At 67.9% G+C, this 25,723-nt stretch carries 24 protein-coding genes; 2 read left to right on the forward strand and 22 right to left on the reverse strand.

The features are described 5' to 3' along the window. Position 1: 1 nt before the first annotated feature. The 19 genes from lspA to M3M28_RS07425 form a co-directional block, all read right to left on the reverse strand. Positions 2-580 carry a signal peptidase II gene (gene lspA / locus M3M28_RS07335; RefSeq protein WP_249385851.1) on the reverse strand — a complete coding sequence of 193 codons (579 nt, stop codon included), beginning with the start codon at positions 578-580 and terminating at the stop codon, positions 2-4. 6 nt (positions 581-586) lie between these two features. Continuing rightward, on the reverse strand, positions 587-1,420 hold the full coding sequence (locus M3M28_RS07340; protein ID WP_249385852.1) for a DivIVA domain-containing protein: 834 nt from the start codon (positions 1,418-1,420) through the stop codon (positions 587-589). Between the two features lie 110 nt (positions 1,421-1,530). After that, the gene (locus M3M28_RS07345; RefSeq protein ID WP_125105760.1) at positions 1,531-1,821 is read right to left on the reverse strand and encodes a YggT family protein; all 291 of its coding nucleotides are present in this window, start codon (positions 1,819-1,821) and stop codon (positions 1,531-1,533) included. Positions 1,822-1,967: 146 nt separating this feature from the next. Beyond that, entirely contained in the window at positions 1,968-2,474 is a 507-nt protein-coding gene (locus M3M28_RS07350) for a cell division protein SepF (protein ID WP_249385853.1), read from the reverse strand. 31 nt (positions 2,475-2,505) lie between these two features. Next, positions 2,506-3,219, reverse strand: a complete 714-nt coding sequence (locus M3M28_RS07355) for a YggS family pyridoxal phosphate-dependent enzyme (protein ID WP_249385854.1) — start codon at positions 3,217-3,219, stop codon at positions 2,506-2,508. Between the two features lie 6 nt (positions 3,220-3,225). Continuing rightward, on the reverse strand, positions 3,226-4,527 hold the full coding sequence (ftsZ, locus tag M3M28_RS07360) for a cell division protein FtsZ (protein WP_249385855.1): 1,302 nt from the start codon (positions 4,525-4,527) through the stop codon (positions 3,226-3,228). A 143-nt stretch (positions 4,528-4,670) separates the two neighbouring features. After that, on the reverse strand, positions 4,671-5,486 hold the full coding sequence (locus M3M28_RS07365; protein ID WP_249385856.1) for an FtsQ-type POTRA domain-containing protein: 816 nt from the start codon (positions 5,484-5,486) through the stop codon (positions 4,671-4,673). Beyond that, on the reverse strand, positions 5,479-6,900 hold the full coding sequence (murC, locus tag M3M28_RS07370) for a UDP-N-acetylmuramate--L-alanine ligase (RefSeq protein ID WP_249385857.1): 1,422 nt from the start codon (positions 6,898-6,900) through the stop codon (positions 5,479-5,481). Before murC ends, M3M28_RS07365 begins: the two co-directional genes overlap by 8 nt. Positions 6,901-6,971: 71 nt before the next feature. Continuing rightward, positions 6,972-8,078, reverse strand: a complete 1,107-nt coding sequence (locus M3M28_RS07375; protein WP_249385858.1) for a UDP-N-acetylglucosamine--N-acetylmuramyl-(pentapeptide) pyrophosphoryl-undecaprenol N-acetylglucosamine transferase — start codon at positions 8,076-8,078, stop codon at positions 6,972-6,974. Next, positions 8,075-9,334: a putative lipid II flippase FtsW gene (gene ftsW, locus M3M28_RS07380; RefSeq protein ID WP_249385859.1), complete on the reverse strand. Its 1,260-nt coding sequence runs from the start codon at positions 9,332-9,334 to the stop codon at positions 8,075-8,077. The genes M3M28_RS07375 and ftsW overlap by 4 nt, the downstream gene beginning before the upstream one ends. Beyond that, on the reverse strand, positions 9,306-10,841 hold the full coding sequence (murD, locus tag M3M28_RS07385; protein WP_431193833.1) for a UDP-N-acetylmuramoyl-L-alanine--D-glutamate ligase: 1,536 nt from the start codon (positions 10,839-10,841) through the stop codon (positions 9,306-9,308). The genes ftsW and murD overlap by 29 nt, the downstream gene beginning before the upstream one ends. Further along, positions 10,811-11,920, reverse strand: a complete 1,110-nt coding sequence (gene mraY / locus M3M28_RS07390; RefSeq protein ID WP_249385861.1) for a phospho-N-acetylmuramoyl-pentapeptide-transferase — start codon at positions 11,918-11,920, stop codon at positions 10,811-10,813. The genes murD and mraY overlap by 31 nt, the downstream gene beginning before the upstream one ends. Further along, entirely contained in the window at positions 11,917-13,335 is a 1,419-nt protein-coding gene (locus M3M28_RS07395) for a UDP-N-acetylmuramoyl-tripeptide--D-alanyl-D-alanine ligase (protein WP_249385862.1), read from the reverse strand. The genes mraY and M3M28_RS07395 overlap by 4 nt, the downstream gene beginning before the upstream one ends. A gap of 56 nt (positions 13,336-13,391) precedes the next feature. Then, on the reverse strand, positions 13,392-14,855 hold the full coding sequence (locus tag M3M28_RS07400) for a Mur ligase family protein (protein WP_249385863.1): 1,464 nt from the start codon (positions 14,853-14,855) through the stop codon (positions 13,392-13,394). A 13-nt stretch (positions 14,856-14,868) separates the two neighbouring features. Next, positions 14,869-16,656 (reverse strand): peptidoglycan D,D-transpeptidase FtsI family protein, encoded by a 1,788-nt coding sequence (locus M3M28_RS07405; RefSeq protein WP_249385864.1) that lies wholly within the window; start codon positions 16,654-16,656, stop codon positions 14,869-14,871. A 48-nt stretch (positions 16,657-16,704) separates the two neighbouring features. Next, positions 16,705-17,253: a hypothetical protein gene (locus M3M28_RS07410; protein WP_249385865.1), complete on the reverse strand. Its 549-nt coding sequence runs from the start codon at positions 17,251-17,253 to the stop codon at positions 16,705-16,707. After that, entirely contained in the window at positions 17,250-18,212 is a 963-nt protein-coding gene (rsmH, locus tag M3M28_RS07415) for a 16S rRNA (cytosine(1402)-N(4))-methyltransferase RsmH (RefSeq protein ID WP_249385866.1), read from the reverse strand. Before rsmH ends, M3M28_RS07410 begins: the two co-directional genes overlap by 4 nt. Positions 18,213-18,313: 101 nt before the next feature. Then, positions 18,314-18,745, reverse strand: a complete 432-nt coding sequence (gene mraZ / locus M3M28_RS07420) for a division/cell wall cluster transcriptional repressor MraZ (protein WP_249385867.1) — start codon at positions 18,743-18,745, stop codon at positions 18,314-18,316. A gap of 307 nt (positions 18,746-19,052) precedes the next feature. Continuing rightward, positions 19,053-19,454, reverse strand: a complete 402-nt coding sequence (locus tag M3M28_RS07425) for a DUF3040 domain-containing protein (RefSeq protein WP_249385868.1) — start codon at positions 19,452-19,454, stop codon at positions 19,053-19,055. A gap of 88 nt (positions 19,455-19,542) precedes the next feature. Here M3M28_RS07425 and M3M28_RS07430 point away from each other — a divergent pair, with 88 nt between their 5' ends. Beyond that, the gene (locus M3M28_RS07430) at positions 19,543-20,631 is read left to right on the forward strand and encodes a polyprenyl synthetase family protein (protein WP_249385869.1); all 1,089 of its coding nucleotides are present in this window, start codon (positions 19,543-19,545) and stop codon (positions 20,629-20,631) included. A gap of 3 nt (positions 20,632-20,634) precedes the next feature. Here M3M28_RS07430 and M3M28_RS07435 read toward each other — a convergent pair whose 3' ends face one another. Further along, positions 20,635-20,994, reverse strand: coding sequence for an Rv2175c family DNA-binding protein (locus M3M28_RS07435; RefSeq protein ID WP_249385870.1), 360 nt, complete (start codon positions 20,992-20,994; stop codon positions 20,635-20,637). Between the two features lie 191 nt (positions 20,995-21,185). Here M3M28_RS07435 and pknB point away from each other — a divergent pair, with 191 nt between their 5' ends. Further along, positions 21,186-23,066, forward strand: coding sequence for a Stk1 family PASTA domain-containing Ser/Thr kinase (gene pknB, locus M3M28_RS07440; protein ID WP_431193868.1), 1,881 nt, complete (start codon positions 21,186-21,188; stop codon positions 23,064-23,066). A 372-nt stretch (positions 23,067-23,438) separates the two neighbouring features. On the opposite strand, the gene M3M28_RS07445 is transcribed toward pknB, so the two are convergent. Together M3M28_RS07445 and M3M28_RS07450 are read right to left on the reverse strand one after the other, a co-directional pair. Continuing rightward, complete coding sequence (locus M3M28_RS07445) at positions 23,439-24,809, reverse strand: class II 3-deoxy-7-phosphoheptulonate synthase (protein ID WP_249385872.1); 1,371 nt, start codon at positions 24,807-24,809, stop codon at positions 23,439-23,441. A gap of 92 nt (positions 24,810-24,901) precedes the next feature. Next, the gene (locus M3M28_RS07450; RefSeq protein ID WP_249388018.1) at positions 24,902-25,597 is read right to left on the reverse strand and encodes a lysophospholipid acyltransferase family protein; all 696 of its coding nucleotides are present in this window, start codon (positions 25,595-25,597) and stop codon (positions 24,902-24,904) included. Positions 25,598-25,723: the final 126 nt, after the last annotated feature.

The following is a 25,723-nucleotide window of genomic DNA, read 5'->3' on the forward strand; positions in this document are numbered from 1 at the left end:
GCTAGGCCCGCGCGCTTTCGTCGGGCGTCGCCTCGGCGTCATCGGCCGGCTCGTCATCGCCCCGCTTGCGGCGGCGACCGTCGAGGCCGACGTCGAGAATCGTGAGCAGCACAAACAGGCACATGCCCACGACGACGCCGATGTCGGCGACGTTATAGATCGCCGGCATCATCCATGGCGTCGAGATGAAGTCGACGACGTGCCCCTCGCCAAACGACGGTGGTCGAAACAGGCGATCAAACAGGTTGCCGAGCGCGCCGCCGAGCACGAGGCCGAACACGAGCGCCCACCACTTCGACTGGATGCGCCGGGCCAGCACCACGATCACGACGACCACCGCGGTGGCCACGATCGTGAGGATCCAGGTCATGTCGGCGATCATCGAGAACGCCGCGCCGGGGTTGCGCACGAAGTACCACTGCAAGACGTTGCCGAGCACCGGCACGACTTCACCCTCGGTCAGATTCGTTTCGACGAGGTGCTTCGTGAATTGGTCAAGGGAAAACCAGACAACAGCGATGCCGGCCAGGAGTGCAAGGACTCCTGGCCGGACTCGCCGTTCGGGGGATGCGTCGCTCACGCGGTGTTAGTTCTTCGCCTCGCCACCGTCGAACTCGTTGCTCGAAGCAGTGAACTCTTCGAGCTGACCCTCGATGTAGCTGCGCAGCTGTGTGCGGTAGCTCGCCTCGAAGCCGCGCAGCTCTTCGATGCGCTCCTCGAGTCGGGTCTTCGTGTTCTCAAGGTTCGTCGTGATCTCACGCTCGCGGGTCTCCGCGTTCGTGATCAGCGTCTTCGCCTTGTTCTCGGCCTCGCTCACGAGGCGGTTCGCGTTGGTCTGCGATTCCTGCGTGCGCTTGGTCGCGGCGGCCTCGGCCTCCTGCGTGAGCTTGCTCGCGGCAGCCTCGGCGTCGCTCTTGCGCTTCTGCGCCTCGGCCTCAGCGTCGGCAACGAGCTTCGACGCCTTCGTCTCGGCTTCCTTGATGAGCTGGTCGCGGGTGCGCGTACCTTCGGCAACGTGCTCGTCGTGCAGGCGACGGGCGAGGGCGAGGAGCGAGGAGCTCGAGGCGGCTTCGTCTTCGCCACCCGCGACTGCGGCGGCGGGAGCTGTCGCGGCCGGCGCAACCTGCGCTGCGGGCGCCGGGGCTGCGGGTGCCTCGGGCTCGGCCGGTGCCTCGGGCGCTTCGGCCTCGGGCTCGGCAGGTGCTTCGGGCTGGGTCTGCGCTGCCGCAGCGGGCGCGGACGCACCCTCCGACTGCAGTCGCTCGTTTTCGGTGCGGAGTTCGTCGTTCTCGGCGATCAGGCGACGCAGTTCTACGACAACCTCGTCAAGGAAGTCGTCTACTTCGTCCTGGTCGTATCCCTCACGGAACTTCGTCTGCTGAAAACGCTTATTGACCACGTCTTCCGGAGTCAGTGCCATTTCCGACCCTTTCGTTTCGACAAGAAGTTTGGTACCGATCACACTACGGTACTTGTGCCACGTTCGTCACATTCCATAGCGGTGAACCCGTCCACGATAGCGAGCGAGTCTTAGAAGAAGATGCTCCGCACGACGATCGACAGCACGCTCAGCGCAATGATGACGACGATCCACGCGAGGTCGAGCGCGACGGGGCCAACACGCACCGGCTTGATCCAGCGGCGCACGAACTTCAGCGGCGGATCGGTCAGCGTGTACACGAATTCGGCGAGCAAGAGCACGAAGCCGCGCGGTCGGAAACTCGGCACGAGCACGACGACCCAATCGAGAATGAGCCGCGCCCACATGACGAAGTTATAGAGCTGCAGGGCGATCAGCAGGATCGTGCCAATGAGAGCCAAAGGGGGCGCGCTTTCTTTGAGATTCAATCGGTCGAGCGAGCGACCACCTAGTTATTCTGCCAGGCTCCCGGAAAACAGCCATCGGCGGCGCACCGTATTCGGTGCACCGCCGAGGTGATCACACCTGGAGGCCGAAGCCGGACCGCCTACGCGAAGAAGGTCGGGTCGTCGTTGCGCACGTGCTGCTCATCGCCGTGCACGTTAACGTGCTCGGGGGTGAGCAGGAACACGCGGTTGGTAACGCGTTCGATGCGACCGTTGAGCCCCTGCGTCAGGCCCGACGCGAAGTCGATGATGCGACGCGCGTCGGCGTCGGTCATCTGCGAGAGGTTCATGATGACGGGCACACCATCGCGGAAGCTCTCGGCGATGAGCTGGGCGTCCTTGTCGTAGGCCTTCGGGTGGACGGTCAGGATTTCGTTCATCTCTCCAACTGCTGTGGTCGAGGGCTTCGGAGCCGGGGCGGGGGTCACCGTCGGCTTGATCGGCGTCACGGGCGCCGAGAACTCTTCCTCCTGCACCGCCTCGACGCGGTCGGTCTGCACGGGTGCCGGCGCCGGTGCCGGACGCGAGGATGCGGTCGGTGCGGTGGTCTCTTCCTGCTCCTCGGCGAGGCCGAGGTAGACCATGGCATTGCGAAGGGGGTTAGCCATTGTTGCCTCCTGTGATTGGTGTTACTCCACGTTATTGCGCGCCGGGCCGTTTTCCGGTGATTGCCTCGCCGATTCGCAGGTGTGTTGCTCCCTGTGAAATTGCTGAATGGAAGTCGTGGGACATTCCCATCGACAGCCAGTCGGCGTCGGGCGCGAGGGTGCGGATGCGCTCGGAGATTTCGCGCGCCTGCGCGAACGCGGCTTCGGGCTCCATGCCGATCGGAGCAACCGTCATCACGCCGCGAAGCCGCAGCGTCGGGGTCGCGAGGATCCGCTCAGCGAGCGCCTCGGCGTTGGGCAGCGGCACGCCGCCGCGGCTCGTGTCACCGTCGATCGACAGTTGAATCGTCACGTCAACCGTGACGTCTTCGAGCTTCGCGAGGGCATCAACGAGGTCTTCGCGGTCGATCGATTCGATGACGTCGGCGTACCGCGCGACCTGCCGGGCCTTGTTGCGCTGCAGCTGGCCGATGAAGTGCAGCCGGGCGTCGGCCACCTCGTGGGCGACCTCGGCCTTGAGCCGGGACTCGGGGTGTCGGTTCTCACCGAAGTCGCGCACGCCGAGCTCGGCAAGGGCGCGCACGATCTCGGGGTCGTGGAACTTCGTGACGGCGACGAGCGTGATGTCTTCGGCCGCGCGGCCGGCTGCCGACGCGGCGTCAGAAATGCGCTCGCGCACCGTCGCGAGACGGTGCGCGAGTTCGGCGTCGCTCCCCCACGAGGGCGAAACGGGCGTAGTGGTCACGACGATCTAGCGCAGAAAGTCGGGGATGTCGAGGTCGTTCTCGTCCTCGCCGTACGAGGCGTCGGCATAGGGCGACTCGGTCTGGCGCGGCGAGATGGTCGGCGCCTCAGCGGTCGACCACGCGGGGCTCTCGCCGAGACGCGGGGCCGCCTCTTCGGCGGGCTTGCGCTCGGCCGGCTGCTCGGTCGAGCCTGCCGCGTTGGCCGAGTTCGAGGTGTTGGTCGAGGCGTAGGCCGGGGCCTGCGGCTCCTCCTGCTTCGCCGACTGGTTGCGCGCGGTGGCCTCTTCGAGCGAGGGCAGCGGGTTCGGCGCCGACTTCGGGATCTCGGCCTCGTCAAGCGGACGGGGCTCACCGCCGTCGAAGCCCGCGGCAATGACGGTCACGCGCACCTCGTCGCCGAGGGTGTCGTCGACCGCAGTACCGAGAATGATGTTCGCACCCTCGTGCACGGCGTCACGCACGAGCTGCGCCGCCTCGGCGACTTCGAACATGCCGAGGTTCGAACCACCCTGCACCGAGAGCAGCACGCCGTGCGCGCCCTCAATCGAGGCCTCGAGCAGCGGCGACGCGACCGCGAGTTCGGCGGCCTTCACCGAGCGGTCGGCGCCCCGTGAGGTGCCGATACCCATGAGCGCCGAACCGGCGCCCTGCATGACCGACTTCACATCGGCGAAGTCGACGTTAATCACACCCGGGTTGGTGATGAGGTCGGTGATGCCCTGCACACCGGCGAGGAGCACCTGGTCGGCCGTGGCGAACGCCTCGAGCATCGAGATGCCGCGGTCGCTGATCGCGAGCAGGCGGTCGTTCGGCACGACGATGAGCGCGTCGACCTGCTCCTTGAGCGCAGCGACGCCGTGCTCGGCCTGGTCTGCGCGGCGACGGCCTTCGAACGAGAACGGTTTCGTGACGACACCGATGGTGAGCGCGCCGAGCGACTTCGCGATGCGCGCGACCACGGGCGCACCGCCGGTGCCCGTGCCGCCACCCTCGCCCGCGGTCACGAAGACCATGTCGGCGCCGGTGAGCGCCTCCTCGATCTCCTCAACGTGGTCTTCGGCCGCGCGACGGCCGATTTCGGGGTCGGCGCCGGCGCCGAGACCGCGCGTAAGTTCGCGGCCGACGTCGAGCTTGACGTCGGCGTCCGACATCAGCAGCGCCTGCGCGTCAGTGTTGATTGCGATGAACTCGACGCCGCGCAGACCGATGTCGATCATTCGGTTCACGGCATTCACGCCACCGCCACCAACGCCGACGACCTTGATTACGGCGAGGTAGTTGTTCGTTGCTGCACTGGTGTTCGACACGTGAGCGGCCCCTTTGTCGTGGTCGTGATGGGCGGGATTTCGAGAGCAACCCTAGGAGCGAGGATTGCGCCCGCGCCCCAGGCGTGCCGGGCGTGTTGCCGAGGTGACCCAAATCGCTTCAACCCTGGGTTGAAGCTTTCCGCCTAGTGCGTGACCGGCGTGTCGGGGCTCGAAACGTCGTACGACGAGACGCCAACGTCCTGCGTCGCCGTGATCAACGACGTGAGCACCTGCGCCTTGCGCTGCGAGTCCTCGGCGCTGCCCCACGTCACGATCGCGCCGCTCGTGAGGTGCAGTACGACGTTTTCGGGCGAGGATGCGGTGATCTTCGCGACCTGCGCGCGAAAATCGCTCGGCAGCGCGAGCGACACGCGCCCAGCGGCGAGGAAGGCCTCGGAGCCGAGCGCGCCCGCATCCATCACCGGCAGCGTGAGTTCTTCCTCGGGCGCGTCCTCGCCGCCGACCTGCCAGAGCACGACGCCAGCCGCGTCGACCACGACCTCACCGGCATCCTGCTCGTACCGGCCGATCGGCTCGCGCTCGACGAGCTGCACCACGAGCGTCGAGGGCGGCGTGCGCTGCACGGTGTAGCTCTGCACGAGCACGAATTCCTCGAGCAGCGCCTCGACTTCGGCGTTCGACACCTGCGCGAGCGGCCGCCCCTCGAGGGGTGCGAGCGCCTCCTGCACCGTGGCGGGGTCGAGCCGCGACGTGCCCTCCACCTCGATCGTGCGCACACTCATGAGTGGCGTATACACGGCGACGATCACGAACGCGATGAGCAGGGCGAACGAGCCCAGGCCGATGATCCAGCCGCGGCGGCGAGCGGCACGCTTGCGCGTGAAGCGGCGCACCTCGGCGCGGTCGTGTCGCCGCCGCGCGAGGCTCGCGCGCCACACGGCGCCGATGCCCCCGCGACGGCGCGCGCCGCGCCGTTCTTCTGGCGTTCCGCTAGTCACGCCCGCTTCCATCTGCGTCGCGCTCGCGCAGTGCGTCGAGCAGCTGCGGCACGATGCGGTACACGTTGCCGCAACCGAGGGTGATGACATAGTCGCCGGGCTCGGCGACCCGGGCGACGGCCTGCGCGGCGTCGCCCCAGTCGGGCTGGTACTCGACGAGACTCGCGTCGGTGAACGCCTCGGAGACGAGCGCGCCGGTGACGCCAGGCACCGGGTCTTCGCGGGCGCCGTCGACGTCGAGCACGATCGTGTGGTCGGCGAGTCGCTCGTACACCTCGGCGAAGACGTCGCTCATGGCCTGCGTCCGCGAGAACAGGTGTGGCTGGTGCACCGCGATAATGCGGCCCTCGCCGACGACGGTGCGTGCGGCCGAGAGCGCCGCCTCGACCTCGGCCGGGTGGTGCGCGTAGTCGTCGTAGACGCGCACGCCGTCGACCTCGCCCTGAAGGTCGAACCGTCGCTTCGTGCCGCCGAAGGCGCGCAGTGAGGCGACGGCCGCCTCGAGCGTGAAGCCGAGGTGCAGCAGCACCGCAACGGCGCCCGCGGCGTTGAGCGCGTTGTGGCGACCGGGCACTGAGAGCTGCGCGGGCACGATCATCTCGTTGGCGGTGAGGTCGAATGCGACCCCGCCGTCGGCCGTCGTGATGTTCGTGACGCGAACGTCGTTGCCCTCGCCCTCGCCGAAGCGCACGACGTGCGGGTGGTCGAGCATCGAGGTGATCTCGACGGCGAGCCGGTCGTCGCCCGAGACGATGACCGCCTCATTCGCGCGGTTCGCGAACTGCACGAACGCGGCCTCGAAGGCCTCCTCGGTGCCGTAGTGGTCGAGGTGGTCGTTGTCGACGTTGGTGATGAGGGCGATCGACGTGTCGTAGAAGAGGAACGAGCCGTCGGACTCGTCGGCCTCGACGATGAATTCTCGGTCGGCGCCGGGGTGCTCGTTCGTGCCGAGCGAGCTGATGACGCCGCCGTTGACGAAGCTCGGGTCGGCCCCGAGCTCGAGCAGGGCGCTCGCGATCATGCCGGTCGACGTGGTCTTGCCGTGGGCACCCGCGACGGCGACCACGCGAGCCGCGCGCGTCAGCCAGACGAGGGCCTGCGAGCGGTGCAGGATGTTCAGGCCGCGTTCGCGTGCCAGCACGAGTTCCGGATTGTCGGGCCAGAGCGCCGAGGTGACGACGACGGTGTCGACCGATTCGTCGAGGTTCGCGGCGTCGTGCCCGATCGACACGGTCGCGCCAGCCTGGGCGAGCTTCTCGGTGTAGTCGTTCGCCGAGCGGTCGGAGCCCGAGACGGTGACGCCGCGCTGCAGGAACATCCTGGCGATGCCGCTCATACCGGAGCCGCCGATGCCGATGAAGTGGGCGTGGCGAATCTCCTCGGGAATCTGGGCGTTCGCGTCGGGGCTAATCACGGTGCTTCTCCTTCAAGGCGACGCTCGAATCGCGCCGCCGCCAGCGTTTCAGGATAGTCGGCTCGACCGAATTAGGCCCGGGCGCCACGCGTCGCGTCGGCGACGGCGGCGTCGATCATCGAGAGCAGCTGCTCGGCGGCATCGCGCGCGCCGAGCTCACCGGCGCGCCGTCCAAGCTCGGTGCGCCGCGCCGCATCGGCCAACACGGGCAGCAGCTCGGCCTCCACGCGTGGCGGCAGAAACTCGCCGTCGGCGATCACCATCGCGGCGTTCGCCTCGAGCAGGGTTGCGATGTTTTTCGCCTGTTCGCCGTTGCCGACCGCGTAGGGCACGTACAGCGCGGGCAGGCCCACGGCCGAGAGCTCCGAGACCGTCGAGGAGCCGGCGCGGGTGACGATGAAGTCGGCCGCTGCGAAGGCGAGTTCCATGCGGTCGCAGTACTCGACCACGTGGTAGTGCGGCAGCTGCGGGTCATCGAACGGCGAGAGGCGGCCGACAATGTGCACGACCTGCCACTTTTCGTCGCCGTGCGCCTCCCCCACGAGCTTCGATCCGAGCTCGCGAATCGTCTCGTTGATGCGCTTCGCGCCCTGCGAACCGCCCGTCACGACGAGGGTGCGCCGCCCAGCGTCGAGGCCGAAGTAGTCGATCGCCTCGTCGCGGCTCGCCTCGCGGTCGAGCGTGGCAATCTCGTGCCGCAGCGGCATGCCGAGGGCCTTCGCGCCCACGAGCGGGGTGTTCGGGAACACGACCGCGACGCCCGCCGCCCACTTCGCCCCGAGGCGGTTGGCAAGCCCGGGGATCGCATTCGCCTCGTGCACGATCACTGGCACGCGTTTGCGGGCCGCGACATATGCGGGCGTCGAGGCGAAGCCGCCAAAACCGACCACCACATCCACCCCGCGGGTGCGGATGATCTCGCGCACCTGGCGCACGGCGCGTTGGAATCGCGCCGGGAACTTCACCGCGGCCCCGTTAATGCGGCGTGGGAACGGTACCTTGTCGATCGTGAGCAGCTCGTAACCGCGCTCGGGCACGAGCCGCGTCTCGAGACCCTCTTTCGTGCCGAGCACGAGCACGGTCGCGTCGGGATGCGCGGCGCGGATGCTGTCGGCCGTGGCGAGCAGCGGATTGACGTGGCCGGCGGTGCCGCCGCCCGCAAGCAGGTACGTGGTCATGACCTGGGTGCCTTTCGTGACGACGGCCGCGAGCTCGCGGAGCCGGAGGATGGAGTGGGGTTCGCCGCGGCCTGGCGCTTCGCGTTGTCCTTCGCGACCGACAACACGAGGCCGACTGAGAAGAGCGAGGTGATGAGCGCCGAGCCGCCGGAGCTCAGCAGCGGCAGGGGCACGCCGAGCACCGGCAGCAGCCCGAGCACGACTGCGATGTTGACGAACGCCTGGAAGATGAACCACACGAGTACGCCACCGACGAGCGTGCGGCCCGCGACGTTCTCAGTTTCGCGCCAGATGCGCAGGAGCACGACCGCGAGAGCCGCGAACAGCATGATGACCGCGAGGGCGCCGATGAGGCCGAACTCCTCGCCGATGATCGCGAAGATGAAGTCGTTGTCGGCTTCGGGCAGCCACGACCACTTCGCCGTCGAGTTGCCGAGCCCGACGCCGAAGATGCCGCCGCTCGCGAGCGCGAAGAAGCCGTGCGAGGTCTGCCAGCACAGGCCCTCGTAGTCACACGAGCCGTCGAAGAAGCTCGTGATGCGGGCGACGCGGTTGGGCGAGACGATGGCCATCGTCACGGCGCCCACGACGGCGATGAGCGTTGCGCCGACGATGTATTGGGCGCGCAGGCCGCCGAACCAGAGGGCGCCGAGCACGAGCGCGCCGATCACCATGACGGTGCCGAGGTCTTTGCCGAGCAGCGCGAGCAGGATCACGACGCCGACGGGCAGGCCGATCGGCACGACCACCTCTTTCAGCTGGGTGAGCTTGTCGCCCTTGCGCGCGATGATCATGCCGAGCCACATGACAAGCGCCACCTTGGCAAACTCGGCTGGCTGCACCGTGGTCGGGCCCAGGTCGATCCACGAGCGGTTGCCGTTGATTTCGGTGCCGAGCGGGGTGAACACGAGCGCCTGCATGACGACCGCGAAGCCGAGCGCAAGCCACGCGAACGAGCCCGTCCAAAACTGCAGCGGCACGCGCGAAGCGACCCACATGAACGGCAGGCCGACCGCGGCGAACACGAGTTGCTTGAGGAACTTCGTCGAGAACGTGTTGCCGGCCGCGAACTCCTCAACGGCCGAGCTCGACAGCACCATGATGAGGCCGAAGGCGACGAGCACCGCGACGATGCCGAACAGCAGCGTCGCGTTGAGATTCGCGGGGTGCTCGCTCGAGAAGAGCTTGATGCGATAGGCGGAACCGCTCGTCGCGGCCCCCGTCGCGTTACGCTTCGTCGCCTGGGGTTGCGGCATCCTGGCCTGCTCCCCCCTGCGCGATGCGCTCTACTGCCGCGCGGAACTTGTCGCCGCGGTCGCCATAACTGTCGAACTGATCCATTGACGCGGCCGCCGGTGCGAGGAGCACGGTGTCGCCGTCCTGTGCCACTTCGGCGGCGCGACGAACGACCTCCGGCATGACCTCACTAGTTTCGCGCACGTCGATCTCAATGAGCGGCACGGTGGGCGCGTGTTGCTCGAACGCCTCGCGCACCGCGTCTCGGGCCACGCCGATGATGACGGCCGCGCGCAGGCGGGGAGCGTGCGCGGCGACGAGCGGCGAGATGTCGACGCCCTTCAGCAGGCCACCGACCACCCAAACCACCGAGCGGTAGGCCGAGAGCGAGGCCTCGGCCGCGTGCGTGTTCGTCGCCTTCGAGTCGTCGACCCACATGACGCCCGCCTCGTTGAGCACGAGTTCGTTGCGGTGCTGGTCGGGGGTGAACGTGGTGATCGCCTCGCGAATCGCCGCGGGCTCGATGCCGTAGGACCGGGCGAGCGCGGCGGCCGCGAGCACGTCCTCGACGAGGTGACGCGCGCCGAGGTTGCGGGCGCGCAAGTCGTCGAGCGTCGCGAGCTCGAGCGCCGAGTTGCGACGGTCGTCGAGGAACGCTCGGTCGACGAGGAGCCCGTCGACCACGCCGAAGTTGCTCGGCGCGGGCACGTCGACACCGAAGCCGATCGCGCGGGCGCCGTCGACGACGTCGGCCTGCTCGACGAGCCGCTCGGTTTCGGGGTCGGCGAGGTTGTAGACGCACGCCCGCTGCGTACGGTCGTAGGCGCGTCCCTTGGCCGCGCGGTAGGCGTCGAAGCTGCCGTGCCAGTCGAGGTGGTCCTCAGCAATGTTGAGCACCACGGCCGCCCACGGCGAGACCGTGTGCGTGTAATGCAGCTGGTAGCTCGAGATTTCGACGACGAGCACCTCGAAGCCTTCGGGGTCGCGCACCGCGTCGAGCACCGGAATGCCGATGTTGCCGGCCGGTGCGACGCGCACGCCGCCGCGGGCGACCATGTGCGCCGTGAGCTGCGTCGTCGTGGTCTTCCCGTTCGTGCCAGTCACGAGCAACCACTGCGAGGGCGTGCCGGTCTTGTCGCGCAGACGCCAGGCGAGCTCGATGTCGCCCCACACCGGCAGCCCCTGTTCCTCGGCCCAGCGCAGCAGCGCGTGGTGCGGCGCATAGCCGGGCGAGGTGACCACAAGCTCGGGCGCGAACTCGACGAGTTCGGCCGGCACCGCATCCTGCTGCGGCGCGAGCACCACGGGAACGTTCAGCACCTGCAGGATGCGCTCGCGGTCTTCGTCGGGTTTGCCCGCAATCACGAGCACCTCGGCGCCGAGTTCGGCAAGCGTGTCGGCGACGGCAAATCCGGTCATACCGAGGCCGAACACGGCGACCTTGAGACCGCTCCAGTCGTGGTGCCAGCTGGTCAGGGCGTCAGTGCGTGCGCTCACTATTCGACCATCCCGCTCGCGAGGGACCATTCGGCGTAGAAGATCGCGAGACCAGCGACCGCGAACAGTCCCGCGACGATCCAGAACCGCACGACGACGGTCTGCTCGGCCCAGCCCTTGAGCTCGTAGTGGTGATGGATGGGGCTCATGAGGAAGATGCGCTTGCCGCCAGTGACCTTGAAGTAGAGGCGCTGCACGATGACCGAGCCGGTGTCGATGACGAAGAGGCCGCCGATGATGACGAGCAGGAGCTCGGTGCGGGTGATGATTGCGAATGCGGCGAGCGCGCCGCCAAGGGCGAGCGAGCCGGTGTCACCCATGAAGAGCTTCGCTGGCGAGGTGTTCCACCAGAGGAAGCCGATGAGGGCGCCGACGATGGCTGCCGCGACGATCGTCATGTCGAGCGGCGCGTAGACCTCGTAACAGGCGCCCGCGACCTGGTTCGAGAGGCGGTCGCTGCCGCAGAGCTGGTTGAACTGCCAGTAACCGATGATGCCGTAGGTGCCGATCGCGCAGATCGACGCCCCCGTCGCGAGGCCGTCGAGGCCGTCGGTGACGTTGACGGCGTTCGAGGCGGAGGTCGTGATCGCGACGATCCAGATGACGACGAGGATCGTGCCCGCGACAACGCCGAGCGCCATGAAGTCGATGCCGGTGTCGCGAATCACCGACACCTCGCTCGAGATGAGCGGCACGCCAAGTTCGTTCGTGACCTGCAGGCCGATGAGGGCGAACAGCGCCGCGACGATGACCTGACCGGCGATCTTCTGCCAACCACCGAGGCCGAGCGACTGGTGCTTGCGCACCTTGAGGAAGTCGTCGATGAAGCCGACGAGCCCGTGGCCGACCATCATGAACAGCACGAGCAGGCCCGCGGCCGTCGGCTGAGTCTGGGTGACGAGCACCGCGAAGAAGTACGCCACTACGGTGGCGAGCACGAAGACGATGCCGCCCATAGTCGGGGTGCCGCGCTTCGCGTAGTGCTCCTTCGGACCATCCTCGCGAACGTACTGACCCCAACGAAGCTTGTTGAAGAGCCGGATGAACACCGGCGTCAGCGTCAGCGTGAACAGCATCCCGACCGCGCCGGCGATGAGGATTGCAATCACGAGGTACGTCCCTTCACGTAATCTCCGAGTCGGTCAGCGAGCTTCATGAGCCCTGCGGAATTGGATGACTTCACCAGCACGAGGTCGCCGTCACGCAATTCACTCGTCAGTAGTTCGTACGCGGCGTCGGCATCTTCGGTAAACGACGCCTCATTATTCCAGCTTCCCTGCGCGATCGCGGCGAGGTAGAGCGGCCTGGCGTCACGCCCGACTACAACGATTCGGTCAATATTGAGTCGCACCGCGAGTTCGCCGAGCTTGTCGTGCTCGGCCACGGCGTATTCGCCGAGCTCCGACATCGGCCCGAGCACCGCGACGGTGCGCTGCCCCTCGGCGGCGATTTGCGCGAGCGTGCGCAAGGCGGCCGACATCGAGTTCGGGTTCGCGTTGTAGGCGTCGTTGATCACCGTGAGCGGCTCGCGCGTGAGCACCTCCATGCGCCCGCGCTCGGCCCGCGTCACCTCGCGCAGCACCGAGGCAACTTCGGCGGCCGACACGCCCTCGACGTGCGCGGCGGCGGCCGCGGCGAGGGCGTTCATGACGTGGTGTTCGCCGATGACCGGGAAGTGAATCTCCTCGGGTTCCTCCCCCGGCGCGCGCAGCGTGAAGCGGGTGCCGTCGCCGGCAACGCTCACGCCGTCGGCGTGCACCTCGGCGTTCGAGCCGCGGCCAAACCAGACCACGCGGCCGGGCGCCTTCGCGGCCATGCGAGCGACGCGCGGGTCGTCGGCGTTGAGCACGGCGACCCCGTCGGCGCCGAGCGCCTCGATCATCTCCGACTTCGCCAGTTCGACGTTGTCGATGCCACCAAATTCGCCCGCGTGCGCGAGGCCCACCATGAGCACGATGCCCACGTCGGGCCGTGCCATCTTCGCGAGCCGTTTGATGTGGCCGATGCCGCTCGCGCCCATCTCGGCGACGAGCCAGTCGGTCTCTTCGGTCACCTGGAGGAAAGTGGTGGGCGCGCCGACCTCGTTGTTGAACGAGCCGATCGGCGCGACCACGTTTCCGCGGCGCGCGAAGATCTCGCGCAATAGGTTCTTCGTCGTCGTCTTGCCATTCGAGCCCGTGACCGCGACGACGCGCAGGCGGCCGAGGGCGCGCACTCGCGCGACCACCTCGGTGGCCAGCGCCCCGAGCGCGAGCACCGTGTCGGCCACGACGACCTGCGGCACGTCGAGGTCGAGCTCGCGTTCGACGATGAGCAGGGCCGCGCCGTTCTCGACGGCCGCGGGGGCAAACAGGTGGCCGTCGGTCACCTCGCCCGGCTTCGCAAAGAAGATGTCACCGGGCGTGATCTTGCGCGAATCGGTGTCACTGAGGCCGCGCACGGTCGTCGCCTCGGTCGCGTCGCCGCGCAGCACCAGCGTGCCGGAGGTCGCGGCCGCGATTTCCGCGAGGGTCATTGCAATCATGGTTTGGGCCTTTGTCGTCGGATGCGCGCGGTTGCGCGCGGATGGATGGAGTTCGGCTACCAGCCGGCGTCGGCGAGCGCGTCGCGCACGAGCTCGACGGTCGGGTCGACCACCTCGCCCTCGTCGAGCTCGCGGAGCGCGTCGGCGCGGGGCTCGACGAACAGGATGCGCCCGCCGCGGCCCGCGTCACGCGACGCATGCTGGAGCGCGGCCGCCGCATCCGCCGCAAGCCGGAGCCCGGGCGCGCCGTCGATCGTCGCGTCGGTAACGACGATGGGTTTCTTGGCGGTGAGCTCACGCAGCTGCGCGAAGCGCTCGATCGCGGCGGCGCCGCTCGGGTGCACGACGAGGTGCGGCGCGTCGCCGCCCGCCTCGCTGAGGGCCTGGAGCGAGCCGCGAATCGCCTCGGGGCGCTCGTCGACGTCGACGAACACCTCTGGGCCGTCTCCCCCGGCGCACACTCGCTCAAGTCGGCCGGGAATTGGCACGTCGAAGCCGCCGGTGCGGTCGAGCGCGTCCTGAATCTGCTCGGTGGCCCAGCCACCCTCGGCGATCATGACGATGGCCGCGGCCGCGTTGACGGCCGCAAGGCGCCCGGGCTTAGTGATGCGGCTCGTGACGACGCGGTCGTCGTGGCCGCGCACCGTGAACTCGGTGCCGCCGTCGACACTGCGCCACTCGACCCGCCAGTCGGCGCCTGATTCGGGCTCGGCGCTGAGCGTTGCGACCGGGATGCGCGCGGCCTCGACGAGGTCGCGGCCCACCAGGCTGTCGACGTTGATGACCCCGGTCGAGGCGACCTCGGGGTCGAGCAGCTGTCGGTGCAGCTCGAAGAAATCCGCGGCCTCCGCGTCGGTACCGGTAAAGGTGAAGGGCCCAACCACGGCAAACTCGAGGCCCGCGAGGCGCTGCCCGCTCAGTGCGTGACCCGAGATCTCGATGGCGGCGACGCGGTCGGCGACCTCGCGCATTCGCGCCACGAGGGCATGCAGGTCGTCGGCCTCGGGGGTCGTGAGCGTGGCGATGACGCGCTGCTCGTCGACGCGGCGGGCGATCGACGTCGACAGGCCGCTGGCGACACCGATGCGGCCGAAAAGGTCGGCAACCAGGTAGCTCACGCTCGTCTTGCCGATCGTGCCGGCGACGCCAAAGAGCCGCGGCTCCTCGGGGTCGGTGCGGTACACCCACTTCGCGACATGCCCGAGGGCGAGCCGCGGCTCGTCGATGACGATGACGGGCACGTCGAGCTCGGCCGCCCGTTCGGCGCCCAGCGGATCTGTCAGCACCGCCACAACTCCGGCCTCGACCACCTCGTCGAGGAACTCCGCGCCGTGCGTGCGCTCGCCCGGAATGGCGACGAAGACGTCGCCCGCCTCAACGCTGCGGTGATCGCTGCTGACGCCCGTCACCTCGATGGCCTCAAGATCGAATCCTTCGGGTTCATTAAGCCCGAACTCGGCGCACATCTCGGAAAGAATGCGCGCCGCGGCATGGTGGGGGCGAATACTGTCTGTGGGCAAGGTCTTCCTGCTGCTAGTGGACGATATTGATGTCGGGGTACGGCTGCGGCGACGGCGAGACGTTGTTCGACGACAGCACGTACGACATGGTCGACTGCCATGCGGGCGCAGTGGCAGCGCTGGTAGTGATGGTAGTCGGGTCGGCCAGCGTGACCAGCACCACGTACTGCGGATCATCCATTGGGGCTACCCCGGCCATCGACACGTTGTTCGAACCCACGATGTAGGTGCCGGTGTCGGCGTCGACACGTTCCGAGGTACCGGTCTTGATGCCGACGCGATAGCCGGGGACCTCGACCTGGTCGGCGAGCCAGCCCTCGCGGGCCACCGATTCCATGCCCTCGAGCGCGAGCTCCGCGGCCTCCGCCGACACGACCTGCGTCGGCATGGTGTCGGGCTGGTCAGTCACCGTGCCGTCCTCCTGCGTGCAGCCGAGCACGAGCTGGAGCGGGATGTGCGAGCCACCATTCGCGAGGGCCTGGTAGGCGCTCGCCATCTGGGCGACCGTCGCGGTGAGGCCGTGGCCGAACGTCGTCGCGTAGTTCGTTTGCGGGTCCCACTCCTCGGCGGGGCGCACAATGCCCGACTCCTCGCCGAGGAAGTTCACGCCGGTCTGCTCGTTGAGCCCGTAGCTGAGCAGGTAGTCGTGCCGGGCCTCCGGCGACAGACGGTCGGCGAACGTGGCCGTGCCGACGTTCGACGACTCGGTGAGCACCCCGTTCATGTTCATTTCGACGGGATCGTGCGGCGAATCGTCACCGAACTCGGCACCCTTTTGGTCCCACGTGTCAGGCACCGTGATCGTCTCGTCGGGGTCGACAAGGCCCTGGTCGTAGAGCATCGAGGCCGTGATCGGTTTCATGATCGAGCCCGGCTCGTACGGCGCCGTGAACGTTCTCGCGCCGCGGTCGTCGGTATCACTCTCGCCCGGCGAATTGGGATCGACCGTCGGGTACTCGGCCGCCGCCACGAGCTGGCCCGTCTTCACGTTGACGACCGTGATGGTGCCGTAGAGCGCGTTGGTCTTTTCGACCTGCTCGGCGATGATCTGCTGCGTGCGCCACTGGGTGTCGCTGTCGATGCTGAGCTTGAGCGTGCCGCCCTGCACGGGGTCGCTCAGCGTGACAACCGAGCCGGGAATCGCGACGCCATCGGCCGAGCGTTCGAAGCTCTCCTCGCCGTTCTGCCCCGCCAGGCACTGGTCGTACTGCAACTCGAGCCCGGCCAGCGGTGTGCCATCCGAGCCCACGAAGCCCGTGAGGTTTCCGGCGACCGCGCCGTTCGGGTAGGTGCGCTCGGGGTGCCGCTCGAAGTACACCCAGGGAATGCCGAGGTCGCGCACCGCCTGGTACTGCTCGAGCGTGACCCCCTGCGCGAGGTAGCCGAAGGCCGCTTCGGGGTTCGCCGCGAGCACGGCATCCACGGACGACGCGAGGTCGGAGGCGTCCTGGTCGGTCAGCTCGGCGATCTTCTCGAGCGACTCTTCCACCGTCACGTCGACGTACTTGTTCGTTTCGGGGTCGAGCCGCTTGAAGTCGCGCATGTTCACGGGGGCCAGGGTGATATCGAATCGGTCGACGCTCGAAGCGAGCATGGTGCCGTTCGCGTCGGTGATCGAGCCGCGCGTGCCGTAGAGCGTCGAGGTCTGCCCGCGTCGACCGTCGGCCTCGGCGTTGATCGCGTTCGCGTCGATGACCTGCAGGCTCACGAGCCGCCCCGCAAACACGATCACGACGAGCGCGATCACTACGAGTACGGGAGTCGCACGACTGCCCGTTCGACGCCGACGCGTCTTGGCCATCCGTACGCTCCTTCCACGCGGTGGGCCAGCGGCCCGCGGCCGCACTGGCTAGTGCGTCGAGGGCGAGCTGAGTTCGAACTCCGAAGGTACGGCAGGTTCGTCGGCCTTCGCGTCTGACGCTCCGGCGCCGTCGCTGTTCTCAGCATCCTTCGCCGACTCCTCGGGCTCGAGCACCTGGTTCGGCACGAGCGAGGGGTCGATCGGGCTCGCCTGCGCCGGCGCCGCGCTGCCCGAGTCAACGATCTGGTTCGACGCGAGGTCGAGGTACGAGTTGCCCGTGCTTGGCACCATGCCGAGTTCGGTCGCCTGCTGCGCGAGCTGCTGAGGCGAGGATGCGGCGTCGGAGGCCTCGAGCGCGGCCGTGTGTTCGCGCTCGAGCTCGAGCTGCTGGCTTTCGAGGTCGTCGGCCCGGTAGGCGTCCTGGATGATCGCCATCGACAGCGCGAGCTGAATCGCGAAGGCGGCGAGCAGCACGATCACCGCGATGACGATCATTCGGCCCGAGATGTTCGGGCGACGGCGCAGACCGGGGATCAGGCGAAGCGCCGGGCGCGGGGTCGACTGCGGCCGTTTGCTGGGTGACGTTGCTGCGGTCATGCGGTGTGGCTCCGAATTCGTTCAACGGCGCGCAGGCGCACCGGCTTGGCTCTCGGGTTCTCGCGGGCTTCATCGTCGTGGGCTTGTTCGGCGCCCCGGGTGAGCAGCCGGAACTCCGGCTGCAGCTGCTCGGGCGTCATCGGCAGGCCGCGCGGCGCATCCGTCTTGCTGCGCAGCTGGAATAGTCGCTTCACGAGGCGGTCCTCGAGCGACTGGTACGACTCGACGGCGACTCGGCCGCCGATGCGCACGCGCCCGAGCGCCTGCGGCAGCGCCGATTCGAGGGCGTCAAGTTCGCCGTTTACCTCGACGCGCAGGGCCTGGAATACGCGCTTTGCCGGGTGCCCGGCGTTCTTGCGCGCCGCCGGCGTCGCCTGCTGAAGCAGGTCGACGAGCTGGCCCGTGGTCGTAATCGGCGACTCGGCACGAGCACGCACGATTGCCCCGGCGTAGCGGGGTGCGAGCTTCTCGTCGCCGTAGCGGTAGAAGAGTTCACGCAGCTCGGCCTCGCTGAGCTCGGCGATCAGGTCAGCCGCCGTGACGCCGCGGGTTTGGTCCATGCGCATGTCGAGCGCCGCGTCCTGCATATACGAGAAGCCGCGCTCGGCTTCGTCGAGCTGCAGCGAAGAAACGCCGAGGTCGAAGAACACGGCGTCGACCTCGTCGATGCCGGCATCGTCGAGCACCTCGTCGAATTCGTCGTAGACGGCGTGCGCGAAGTGCGTGCGGTCGGCAAACTCGACGAGGCGGGTCCGCGCAACTTCGAGGGCCGCCGTGTCGCGGTCGATGCCGACGAGGCGAGCGTTCGGGTTCGCCCGTAGCACCGCCTCGGCGTGGCCGCCCATGCCGAGCGTGCAGTCGACGTAGATCGCGCCGGGCTCGGCGAGCGCGGGCGAGACCATCTCGACGACCCGTTCGCGCATGACGGGGATGTGAATGGAGCTGAGGTCGCGGTCCATATCGTTCCGGAGGGTTCCTCCCTGCCTCGGGGTCCCGAGTCACTCAACCTGACGCCGGGGAAGGTGCGTCAGGGTGACCGACCTGGGGCCACGGGGCAGGGCTAGAACAGGCCCGGGATCACCTCCTCGGCGGTCTCAGAGAATCCCGCTTCGTTCGCGGCCACGTAGGTGTTCCACGACTCGGCACCCCAGATTTCGGCGCGGCTGCCCGCGCCGATGACGGCGAGTTCGCGGTCGAGGCCCGCGTACTGACGAAGCTGCTGCGGGATCGTGATGCGGCCCTGCTTGTCGGGCGTCTCGGCGTGGGCGCCGGAGAGCAGGAGGCGCAGATAGTCGCGCGCCTGCTTGCTCGTCACCGGTGCCTGACGGATGCGGTCGTGGAAGCCCTCGAACTCAGCGTTCGAGAACACATAGATGCAGCGTTCCTGCCCACGGGTGAGCACGACCCCCTCGGAGAGCTGGTCACGAAACTTCGCGGGCAGAATCAGGCGGCCCTTCTCGTCGAGCTTCGGTGAGTACGTGCCGAGAAACATCGGTGCGCCCTCCCCTCCTGCTCGCGGTGGTGTTCACCACCTTCAGACCACCTCATGCCATCTCGCACCACTTTACTCCACATCACCCCACGGGTCACGGAAAGTGAGGCAATTTGCGTCGTTTATTCCTGAGAAAACCGTGGAAACTACTGGGGAGTAGACCAGTGGAGTGAGGTGGAGGGAAAACCCTCGTTTTCGCCCTGTTTTGGGAGCGCTCGGGAGCGGAGGAAACGAAAAACGGGGCCAACCCGAGTGGGTTGGCCCCGTTTAGCTCCCGCGGGGAGCGAAGTGGGGTGGTGGGAAGTGGTTAGCCCTGGTTGTCCTGTCGGCGGTCCCAGCGGTCCTCCATGCGATCCATGAAGCTGCGGCCGTCGGGCGACTTCACGCCAGCGTCGGTAGTCGGTCGGCCCGGCGTGCCAGGCAGCTTCGTCGATTCGCCCGTGGACGAGGAACCCGACGAAGCAAACGCCCAGTAGACGCCGCCGATCATGATTGCGAAGCCGATGAGGCCGGCCCAGGGCTGCTGGATCGCCATCGCGCCGACGATGACGGCGAGCCCGACCGCGAGCGCGAGCACCGAGATGGTAATCGAACGTGCGGTGAGGGCAGCGCCAGCGGGACGACCGGTCGACACAACATCTGCATCGTGCTGATAGAGACTGCGCTCCATCTCGTCAAGCAACCGTTGTTCTTGTTCTGAGAGTGCCATGATTCCCTCGCTGTCCCTGGGCGGGCGCCCACCTTCTGGCGGATTGAACTTTCATTCTACGCTGCCGCCCCCTGAATAGAATGAGACAGTGACTGAAAGCTTGCTCTTCGTGGACCGCGTCAATCAGGCACTCGCCGCGGTTTTCGCCCAGCACCGCCCCGACCTCGTCGCGCTGAGCGACGACCTGGCTCCCCTGCTCGGCCAACTCGAGACGTTTTCAAGCGGCGGCAAGCGCACCCGTGCCCAGTTCGTCGCGGCCGGCGCGGGTCTCACCGCGGCCTCCCCCGAGCCGAGCACTGACGACGCCCTCGTCCATGCCGGCGTGGCCGTCGAGCTCTTCCACGCCGCGGCCCTCGTGCACGACGACTTGCTCGACCGCTCCGACACTCGCCGCGGCCGCCCGTCGACCCACCGAGTCTTCGAGGCACTGCACCGAGAGCGGGGCTGGACCGGCGACCGCGAGCACTTTGGCGCATCCGCTGCCATCCTCGCGGGCGACCTGCTGCTCATGTGGAGCAACGACGCGCTTGACCTGGCCCGGGGTCTCGTGGGGCGCGATCGCGCCGAGACCGCGGCCGCGGAGTTCCGCCGGATGCGCACCGAGGTCACCGCCGGCCAGTACCTCGATGTCGTCGAGGAGCTCGCGTGGCCGGTCGTTCCGGTCGAGCGCTGGGCCGACCGCTCGATCGCGATCGCGACGGCGAAGTCCGCGCGGTACTCGGTTGAGTCGCCACTCCGGCTCGGCGCGAGCTTTGCCGGCGCATCCGTCGCCGAACTCGCCTCGGCGAGCGCGATCGGCCTGCCGCTCGGACTCGCGTTCCAGGTGCGCGACGACGTGCTCGGCGTCTTCGGCGATCCCGACGTGACCGGTAAGCCGGCGGGCGACGACCTGCGTGAGGGCAAGCGCACGCTGCTCATCGCCGAGGTCGCGGCGCGCGGCGACGCGACGACCCGCGAGTTCTTCGCGGCCCGTCTCGGGCAGCCCGACCTCACGGCCGAGGAGATTGCCCGGATGCAGGCGGCGCTCACCGAGAGCGGCGCGCTCGAGGCCGTCGAGGCGCGCATCCAGGCCTGGCTCGACGAGGCGGTCGCGGCCATCGACGCGACGCCGCTCAGTCCCGAGACTCAGTCGTCGTTGACCAAGCTCGCGCAGCAGACGGCGAAGCGCAGCTCGTAGTCGTTAGACGGCGAACAGCTGCACCGAGCGGCGCACCGACGACTTCCGGCCCTCGGCAAGCGCGGCTACCGGCGTCATGCCCAGGCTGTCGTCTTCGCTGAGCAGCCAGGTCATGGCCTCGTCACCGTCGATGCCCTGGTCGGCCAGCAGCGTGAGCGTGCCGCGGAGGCCGGCGAGCGGCTCCCCGTTCCGGATGAATGCCTGCGGCAGTTGCTTTTCCCCGCTGTACTTCACGGACAGCAGGTAGCGCTCCTCGAGCAGGCGGTGGAGGCGGCCGGAGGAGACTCCGAGCTGCCCGGCGGCGTCTTTGAGCGAGATCCACTCGTGGTCGGCGTATACGGATTCGGTGTTGACATCGGTCACGCCTCCATGGTTGCAGATTTTCCAACTCCCCTGCCACCGCGCGGCAAAATGCATCATCCGCGGAGTTTCACACGCGGCAATTTGGTGCGGCCGACTACCCTGCCAGCGTGAGCCCTGTGAATCCCGACACCGTGATCGGCCGTCTTGTCGACGGCCGCTATCAGGTTCGCTCGCTCATCGCCCGGGGCGGCATGGCCACGGTGTACGTCGCCACCGACCTCCGGCTCGACCGCCGGGTCGCGATCAAGATCATGCACGAGCACCTCGCGGCCGACGAGTCGTTCCGCGACCGCTTCATTCGCGAGGCGCAGTCGGCGGCCCGCCTCGCGCATCCGAACCTCGTCAATGTGTACGACCAGGGCGACGACGAGGGCCTCGCCTACATCGTCATGGAGTACGTGCCGGGCATCACCCTGCGCGACCTGTTGCACGACCACCACCGACTCACGGTCGAGCAGACCATCGACATTATGGATGCGGTACTCGCGGGCCTGCAGGTCGCGCACCGCCAGGGCATCATCCACCGCGACATCAAGCCCGAGAACGTGCTGCTCGCCGACGACGGCCGCATCAAGCTCTCGGACTTCGGCCTCGCCCGGGCCGTGACGAACAACACCGCGTCGGGTTCCGTGCTGCTCGGCACGATCGCCTACCTCGCGCCCGAGCTCGTCACCAAGGGCCTCGCCGACGTGCGCAGCGACATCTACTCGGCCGGCATCATGATGTACGAGATGCTCGTTGGCGAGCAGCCGTACCGCGGCGACGAGCCGGTGAACATCGCCTACCGCCACGCGAACGACTCGGTGCCGCCGCCGAGCGAGGCGCAGCCGAGCGTGCCGGGAGTGCTCGACGACCTCGTCGTCTGGGCCACCGAGCGCGACGCTGAGGACCGCCCGGCCGATGCGGGCGCCATGCTCGCCGCGCTGCGGCAAGCCGAGCGCGACATCGCGACCGGCGGCGGGGCAACCGTGCCCCTCGAAACGGCGATCCAGAACTTTGCCGAGAATGACGCCCACCTGCTCGCTGTCTCCGACAACGACTCGATGCCGAACTCGGTCATGCAGCCAACCGGACCAGTCGAGGCGGTCGATGCCGCTGCGATGGCCCCGGCGGTCGAGGGTGGTGCACCCGCGGCCAGGCGCCTGCAGCGCCTCAATGGGCAGAAACGTCGTGCTGGCGTGCTCGCATTCTTTGTCGTCTTGTTCATGGCGCTCGCCGCCGCGGGCCTTGGCTGGTACCAGGGCATCGGCCCCGGCTCGTACGGCTCGACGCCCGATGTCGTGGCGAAGACGCAGGCCGACGCCGAGGCGACCATCGTCGCGTCGGGCTTCACCGTTGGCGAGGTCACCGAGGACAACTCGCTCGACGTGCCCCAGGGCACTGTCATCAGCATGAGCCCCGAGCCCGACACCAAGCTCGCGCCCGACTCCCCGATCGACCTGGTCGTCTCGGCCGGGCCGCGCATCCTCACCGTTCCGGCCCTTGAGGGCCTCTCGACCGCCGACGCCGAGCAGGCGATCACCGACGCCGGTTTCGTCGTCGACGCCGAGACGCACGTGACCGAGTTCAGCGGCTCGATCGAGGCCGACCACGTCATCCGCGGCACCACCGAGACCGGCGAGACGCTGCCGCAGGAGATGGCAGAGCAGCAGACCATTCGCCTCGTCGTCTCGGCCGGCTCGGTGCCCGAGGTGACCGGCATGGGCCAGGGCGAGGCCGAACAGGCGCTCGCCGACGCGGGGCTCACGTCGGCCGTGGTCGACTCGCAGTACAGCTCGACGGTGCCCGCGGGCGTCGTGCTCTCACAGGAGAACACGGCCGACCCGATGGTGCCGGGCTCGACGGTAAACCTCGTCGTCTCGCTCGGCCCCGACCTCGTCGAGGTGCCCGACGTCACTGGCAAGCCGGCGAAGGATGCGATTGCCGAGCTCGAGGGCGCGGGCTTCACCGTCGACCACAGCATCCCCTCGGTGCTGCTCGACGACGCGACGGTGTCGTCGCAAACGCCGGGCGGCGGCGAGGAAGTCGAGCGCGGCTCCTCGGTGAAGATCACCGCCACTTACGAGTTCTAGCGCACTTCCCCGGCACGTTGTGAAGGCCTGGGGCGGGTGGGGGCTTCTCCGTTCCACGAACCCCGTCCTGCGCCGCTCCTTTGGACCCTCATCGCACGAAGTGGCGCCGCCAGCGACAACTGGCACCGAAGTTCGCGGCCACTTCACGACGCGTGCATGGCCGCGTGACCCAGCTGTCCCATATCTGGCACGGGGGTATCTCTCCCTTCTGCGCCAATTATGGGACAGCTGGGTCACCTTGCCTCGTTGAGCAGATGAGACAGCGAACTCGCCACGCACCGTTCACGACGTCACGGGGAAGAGCAACAAGAGCACAACGAGAAATCCCGCCCGCGGAGTTGTTCCTCGGGCGGGATTTGTTCGTTGCGGTCGTTAGACCGAGCGCTGCTGCAGCAGCTCGGCCACGAGGAACGCGAGCTCGAGCGACTGCATGTGGTTGAGGCGCGGGTCGCAGAGCGACTCGTAGCGAGTCGCCAGAGCGTCCTCGTCGATGTGCTCCGAGCCGCCGAGGCACTCGGTCACGTCGTCGCCGGTGAGCTCAACGTGGATGCCGCCGGGGTGCGTGCCGGCCTGCTGGTGCGACTCGAAGAAGCCCTTGACCTCGTCGACGATGTCGTCGAAGTTGCGGGTCTTGAAGCCGCGCTCACTCGTGAAGCCGTTGCCGTGCATCGGGTCGGTGATCCACAGCGGAGTCGACTCCTCCTGCTTCGAGGCCTCGAGCAGGCCCGGCAGCACGTCGCGGATCTTGCCCGCGCCCATCCGGGTGATGAAGGTGAGGCGGCCGGGCTCGCGGTTCGGGTCGAGCTTCTCGATGATGCGGTGCATCGTCTCGGGCGTCGTCGACGGGCCGAGCTTCACGCCGATCGGGTTGCGCACCCGCGAGAAGTAGTCCATGTGCGCCTCGTCGAGGTCGCGCGTGCGCTCGCCGATCCAGATGAAATGCGCCGAGGTGTCGTACGGCAGGCCGGTGCGCGAGTCGATGCGGGTGAGGGCGCGCTCGTACTCGAGCAGCAGGCCCTCGTGGCCGACGTAGAACTCGACCTCCTTCATCGTCTCGAAGTCGGTGCCGGTGGCGGCCATGAACTTCAGGGCGCGGTCGATGTCGCGGGCCATCGCGTCGTACTTCGCGTTCGCGGGGTTCTGCGCGAAGCCGCGGTTCCACGCGTGCACCTCACGCATGTCGGCGAAGCCACCGGTGGTGAACGCGCGGATGAGATTGAGCGTCGACGACGAGACGTGGTAGCCCTCGAGCATGCGCTGCGGGTTCGGCGTGCGCGACGCCTCGGTGAAGGCGAAGTCGTTGACGATGTCGCCGCGGTAGGCGGGCAGCGTCACATTCTCGCGCGTCTCGGTGTCGCTCGAGCGCGGCTTCGCAAACTGGCCGGCCATGCGGCCCATCTTCACGACCGGCATCGATGCGCCGTAGGTAAGCACGAGTGCCATCTGGAGGATCGTCGAAACGCGCGCGCGGATCTTGTCGGCGGTCGCGCCGACGAAGGTCTCGGCACAGTCGCCGCCCTGCAGCACGAAGGCGTTGCCGGCCGCGGCATCGGCGAGGCGGGTGCGCAGGCGGTCAACCTCGCCCGCGAACACGAGCGGCGGACGCTTCGACAGGTCGTCGAACACGCGCGTCGCCTCGGCGGGGTCGGGCCAGGTCGGCTGCTGCTTGATCGGCAGCTCGCGCCACGCCTCAAGTCCGGGCAACGGCGAGGAGGTCGGCTGCAGAGTGGGCGTGTTGGTCATGCGGAAGTGTCTTTCTTCAATGGGGCTCGGGTACGTGTGGAGATGCCGTCTGTCTCGGGCAACGCGTGGGGTTCGGGCGGAATTCCCCAGGGCTAGGCGGCGGCGATTGCGCGGTTCTTATACGACGACGCATAGCCGTCGACATATTCCTGATCGCTCAGCGCGGCGATCTCGCTCATGACTTCGTCGGTGATCGAGCGCAGGATAAACCGGTTCGGCTCCATACCCTGATATCGCGAGAATTCGATGGGCTTGCCGAAGCGGATGCCGACCTTGCCAGGCCGCGGGCGCTTGGCGCCAGGGGGCATGATCTTCTCGGCGTCGACCATCACCACGGGCACCACCTGCACAGGGCGCTCGCACTCGAGGATCATGCGCGCGATGCCGGTGCGGCCGCGATACAGGCGGGCGTCGGGGCTGCGAGTGCCCTCGGGGTAGATGCCGAGCCAGTCGCCGCGGTTGAGCACTTCGAGGCCCGTGCGCAGCGACGCTTCGGAGGCCTTGCCGCCCGAGCGGTCGATCGAGAGCATGCCGGTCGACTTAAAGAACCAGCGCACGAACGCGCCCTTGATGCCTTTGCCGGTGAAGTACTCGGATTTGGCGAGAAAGTAGATGCGGCGGCGCAGTACGAGCGGGAGCAAAAAGGAGTCGATCACCGAGAGGTGATTCGAGGCAAAGATGACTGCCCCCTTTTTCCGCGGGAGGTGTTCAGCCCCGACAACTTCCGGTCCAAAAAGACTCCGAAGGATGGGGCCAGCCACAATGTGCTTGAGCAGCCAATAAATCATGCGGGACCATACCTCCAATTGCGCGACTGCAATCATACCCACCTGGGCGCCCCGCTCGGAGAATCCTCATAGGATCCCAACGAGGCCGATGCAATGAAGCAACCGCCAAAGATGACGCGCAATCAA

The sequence above is a fragment of the Gulosibacter sediminis genome (genome assembly GCF_023370115.1).
Classification (GTDB): domain Bacteria; phylum Actinomycetota; class Actinomycetes; order Actinomycetales; family Microbacteriaceae; genus Gulosibacter; species Gulosibacter sediminis_A.

Excerpts from the sequence above, each read along its gene's own strand:
- M3M28_RS07445 (WP_249385872.1), bottom strand. The coding sequence starts at position 24,809 with ATGACCAACACGCCCACTCTGCAGCCGACCTCCTCGCCGTTGCCCGGA.
- pknB (WP_431193868.1), top strand. The coding sequence starts at position 21,186 with ATGGCCACGGTGTACGTCGCCACCGACCTCCGGCTCGACCGCCGGGTC.
- M3M28_RS07410 (WP_249385865.1), bottom strand. The coding sequence starts at position 17,253 with ATGACCGCAGCAACGTCACCCAGCAAACGGCCGCAGTCGACCCCGCGC.
- M3M28_RS07450 (WP_249388018.1), bottom strand. The coding sequence starts at position 25,597 with ATGATTTATTGGCTGCTCAAGCACATTGTGGCTGGCCCCATCCTTCGG.
- ftsW (WP_249385859.1), bottom strand. The coding sequence starts at position 9,334 with ATGCCGCAACCCCAGGCGACGAAGCGTAACGCGACGGGGGCCGCGACG.
- mraZ (WP_249385867.1), bottom strand. The coding sequence starts at position 18,745 with ATGTTTCTCGGCACGTACTCACCGAAGCTCGACGAGAAGGGCCGCCTG.
- M3M28_RS07340 (WP_249385852.1), bottom strand. The coding sequence starts at position 1,420 with ATGGCACTGACTCCGGAAGACGTGGTCAATAAGCGTTTTCAGCAGACG.
- rsmH (WP_249385866.1), bottom strand. The coding sequence starts at position 18,212 with ATGGACCGCGACCTCAGCTCCATTCACATCCCCGTCATGCGCGAACGG.
- murD (WP_431193833.1), bottom strand. The coding sequence starts at position 10,841 with ATGGTCCCTCGCGAGCGGGATGGTCGAATAGTGAGCGCACGCACTGAC.
- M3M28_RS07425 (WP_249385868.1), bottom strand. The coding sequence starts at position 19,454 with ATGGCACTCTCAGAACAAGAACAACGGTTGCTTGACGAGATGGAGCGC.
- M3M28_RS07395 (WP_249385862.1), bottom strand. The coding sequence starts at position 13,335 with ATGATTGCAATGACCCTCGCGGAAATCGCGGCCGCGACCTCCGGCACG.
- M3M28_RS07405 (WP_249385864.1), bottom strand. The coding sequence starts at position 16,656 with ATGGCCAAGACGCGTCGGCGTCGAACGGGCAGTCGTGCGACTCCCGTA.
- M3M28_RS07375 (WP_249385858.1), bottom strand. The coding sequence starts at position 8,078 with ATGACCACGTACCTGCTTGCGGGCGGCGGCACCGCCGGCCACGTCAAT.
- M3M28_RS07350 (WP_249385853.1), bottom strand. The coding sequence starts at position 2,474 with ATGGCTAACCCCCTTCGCAATGCCATGGTCTACCTCGGCCTCGCCGAG.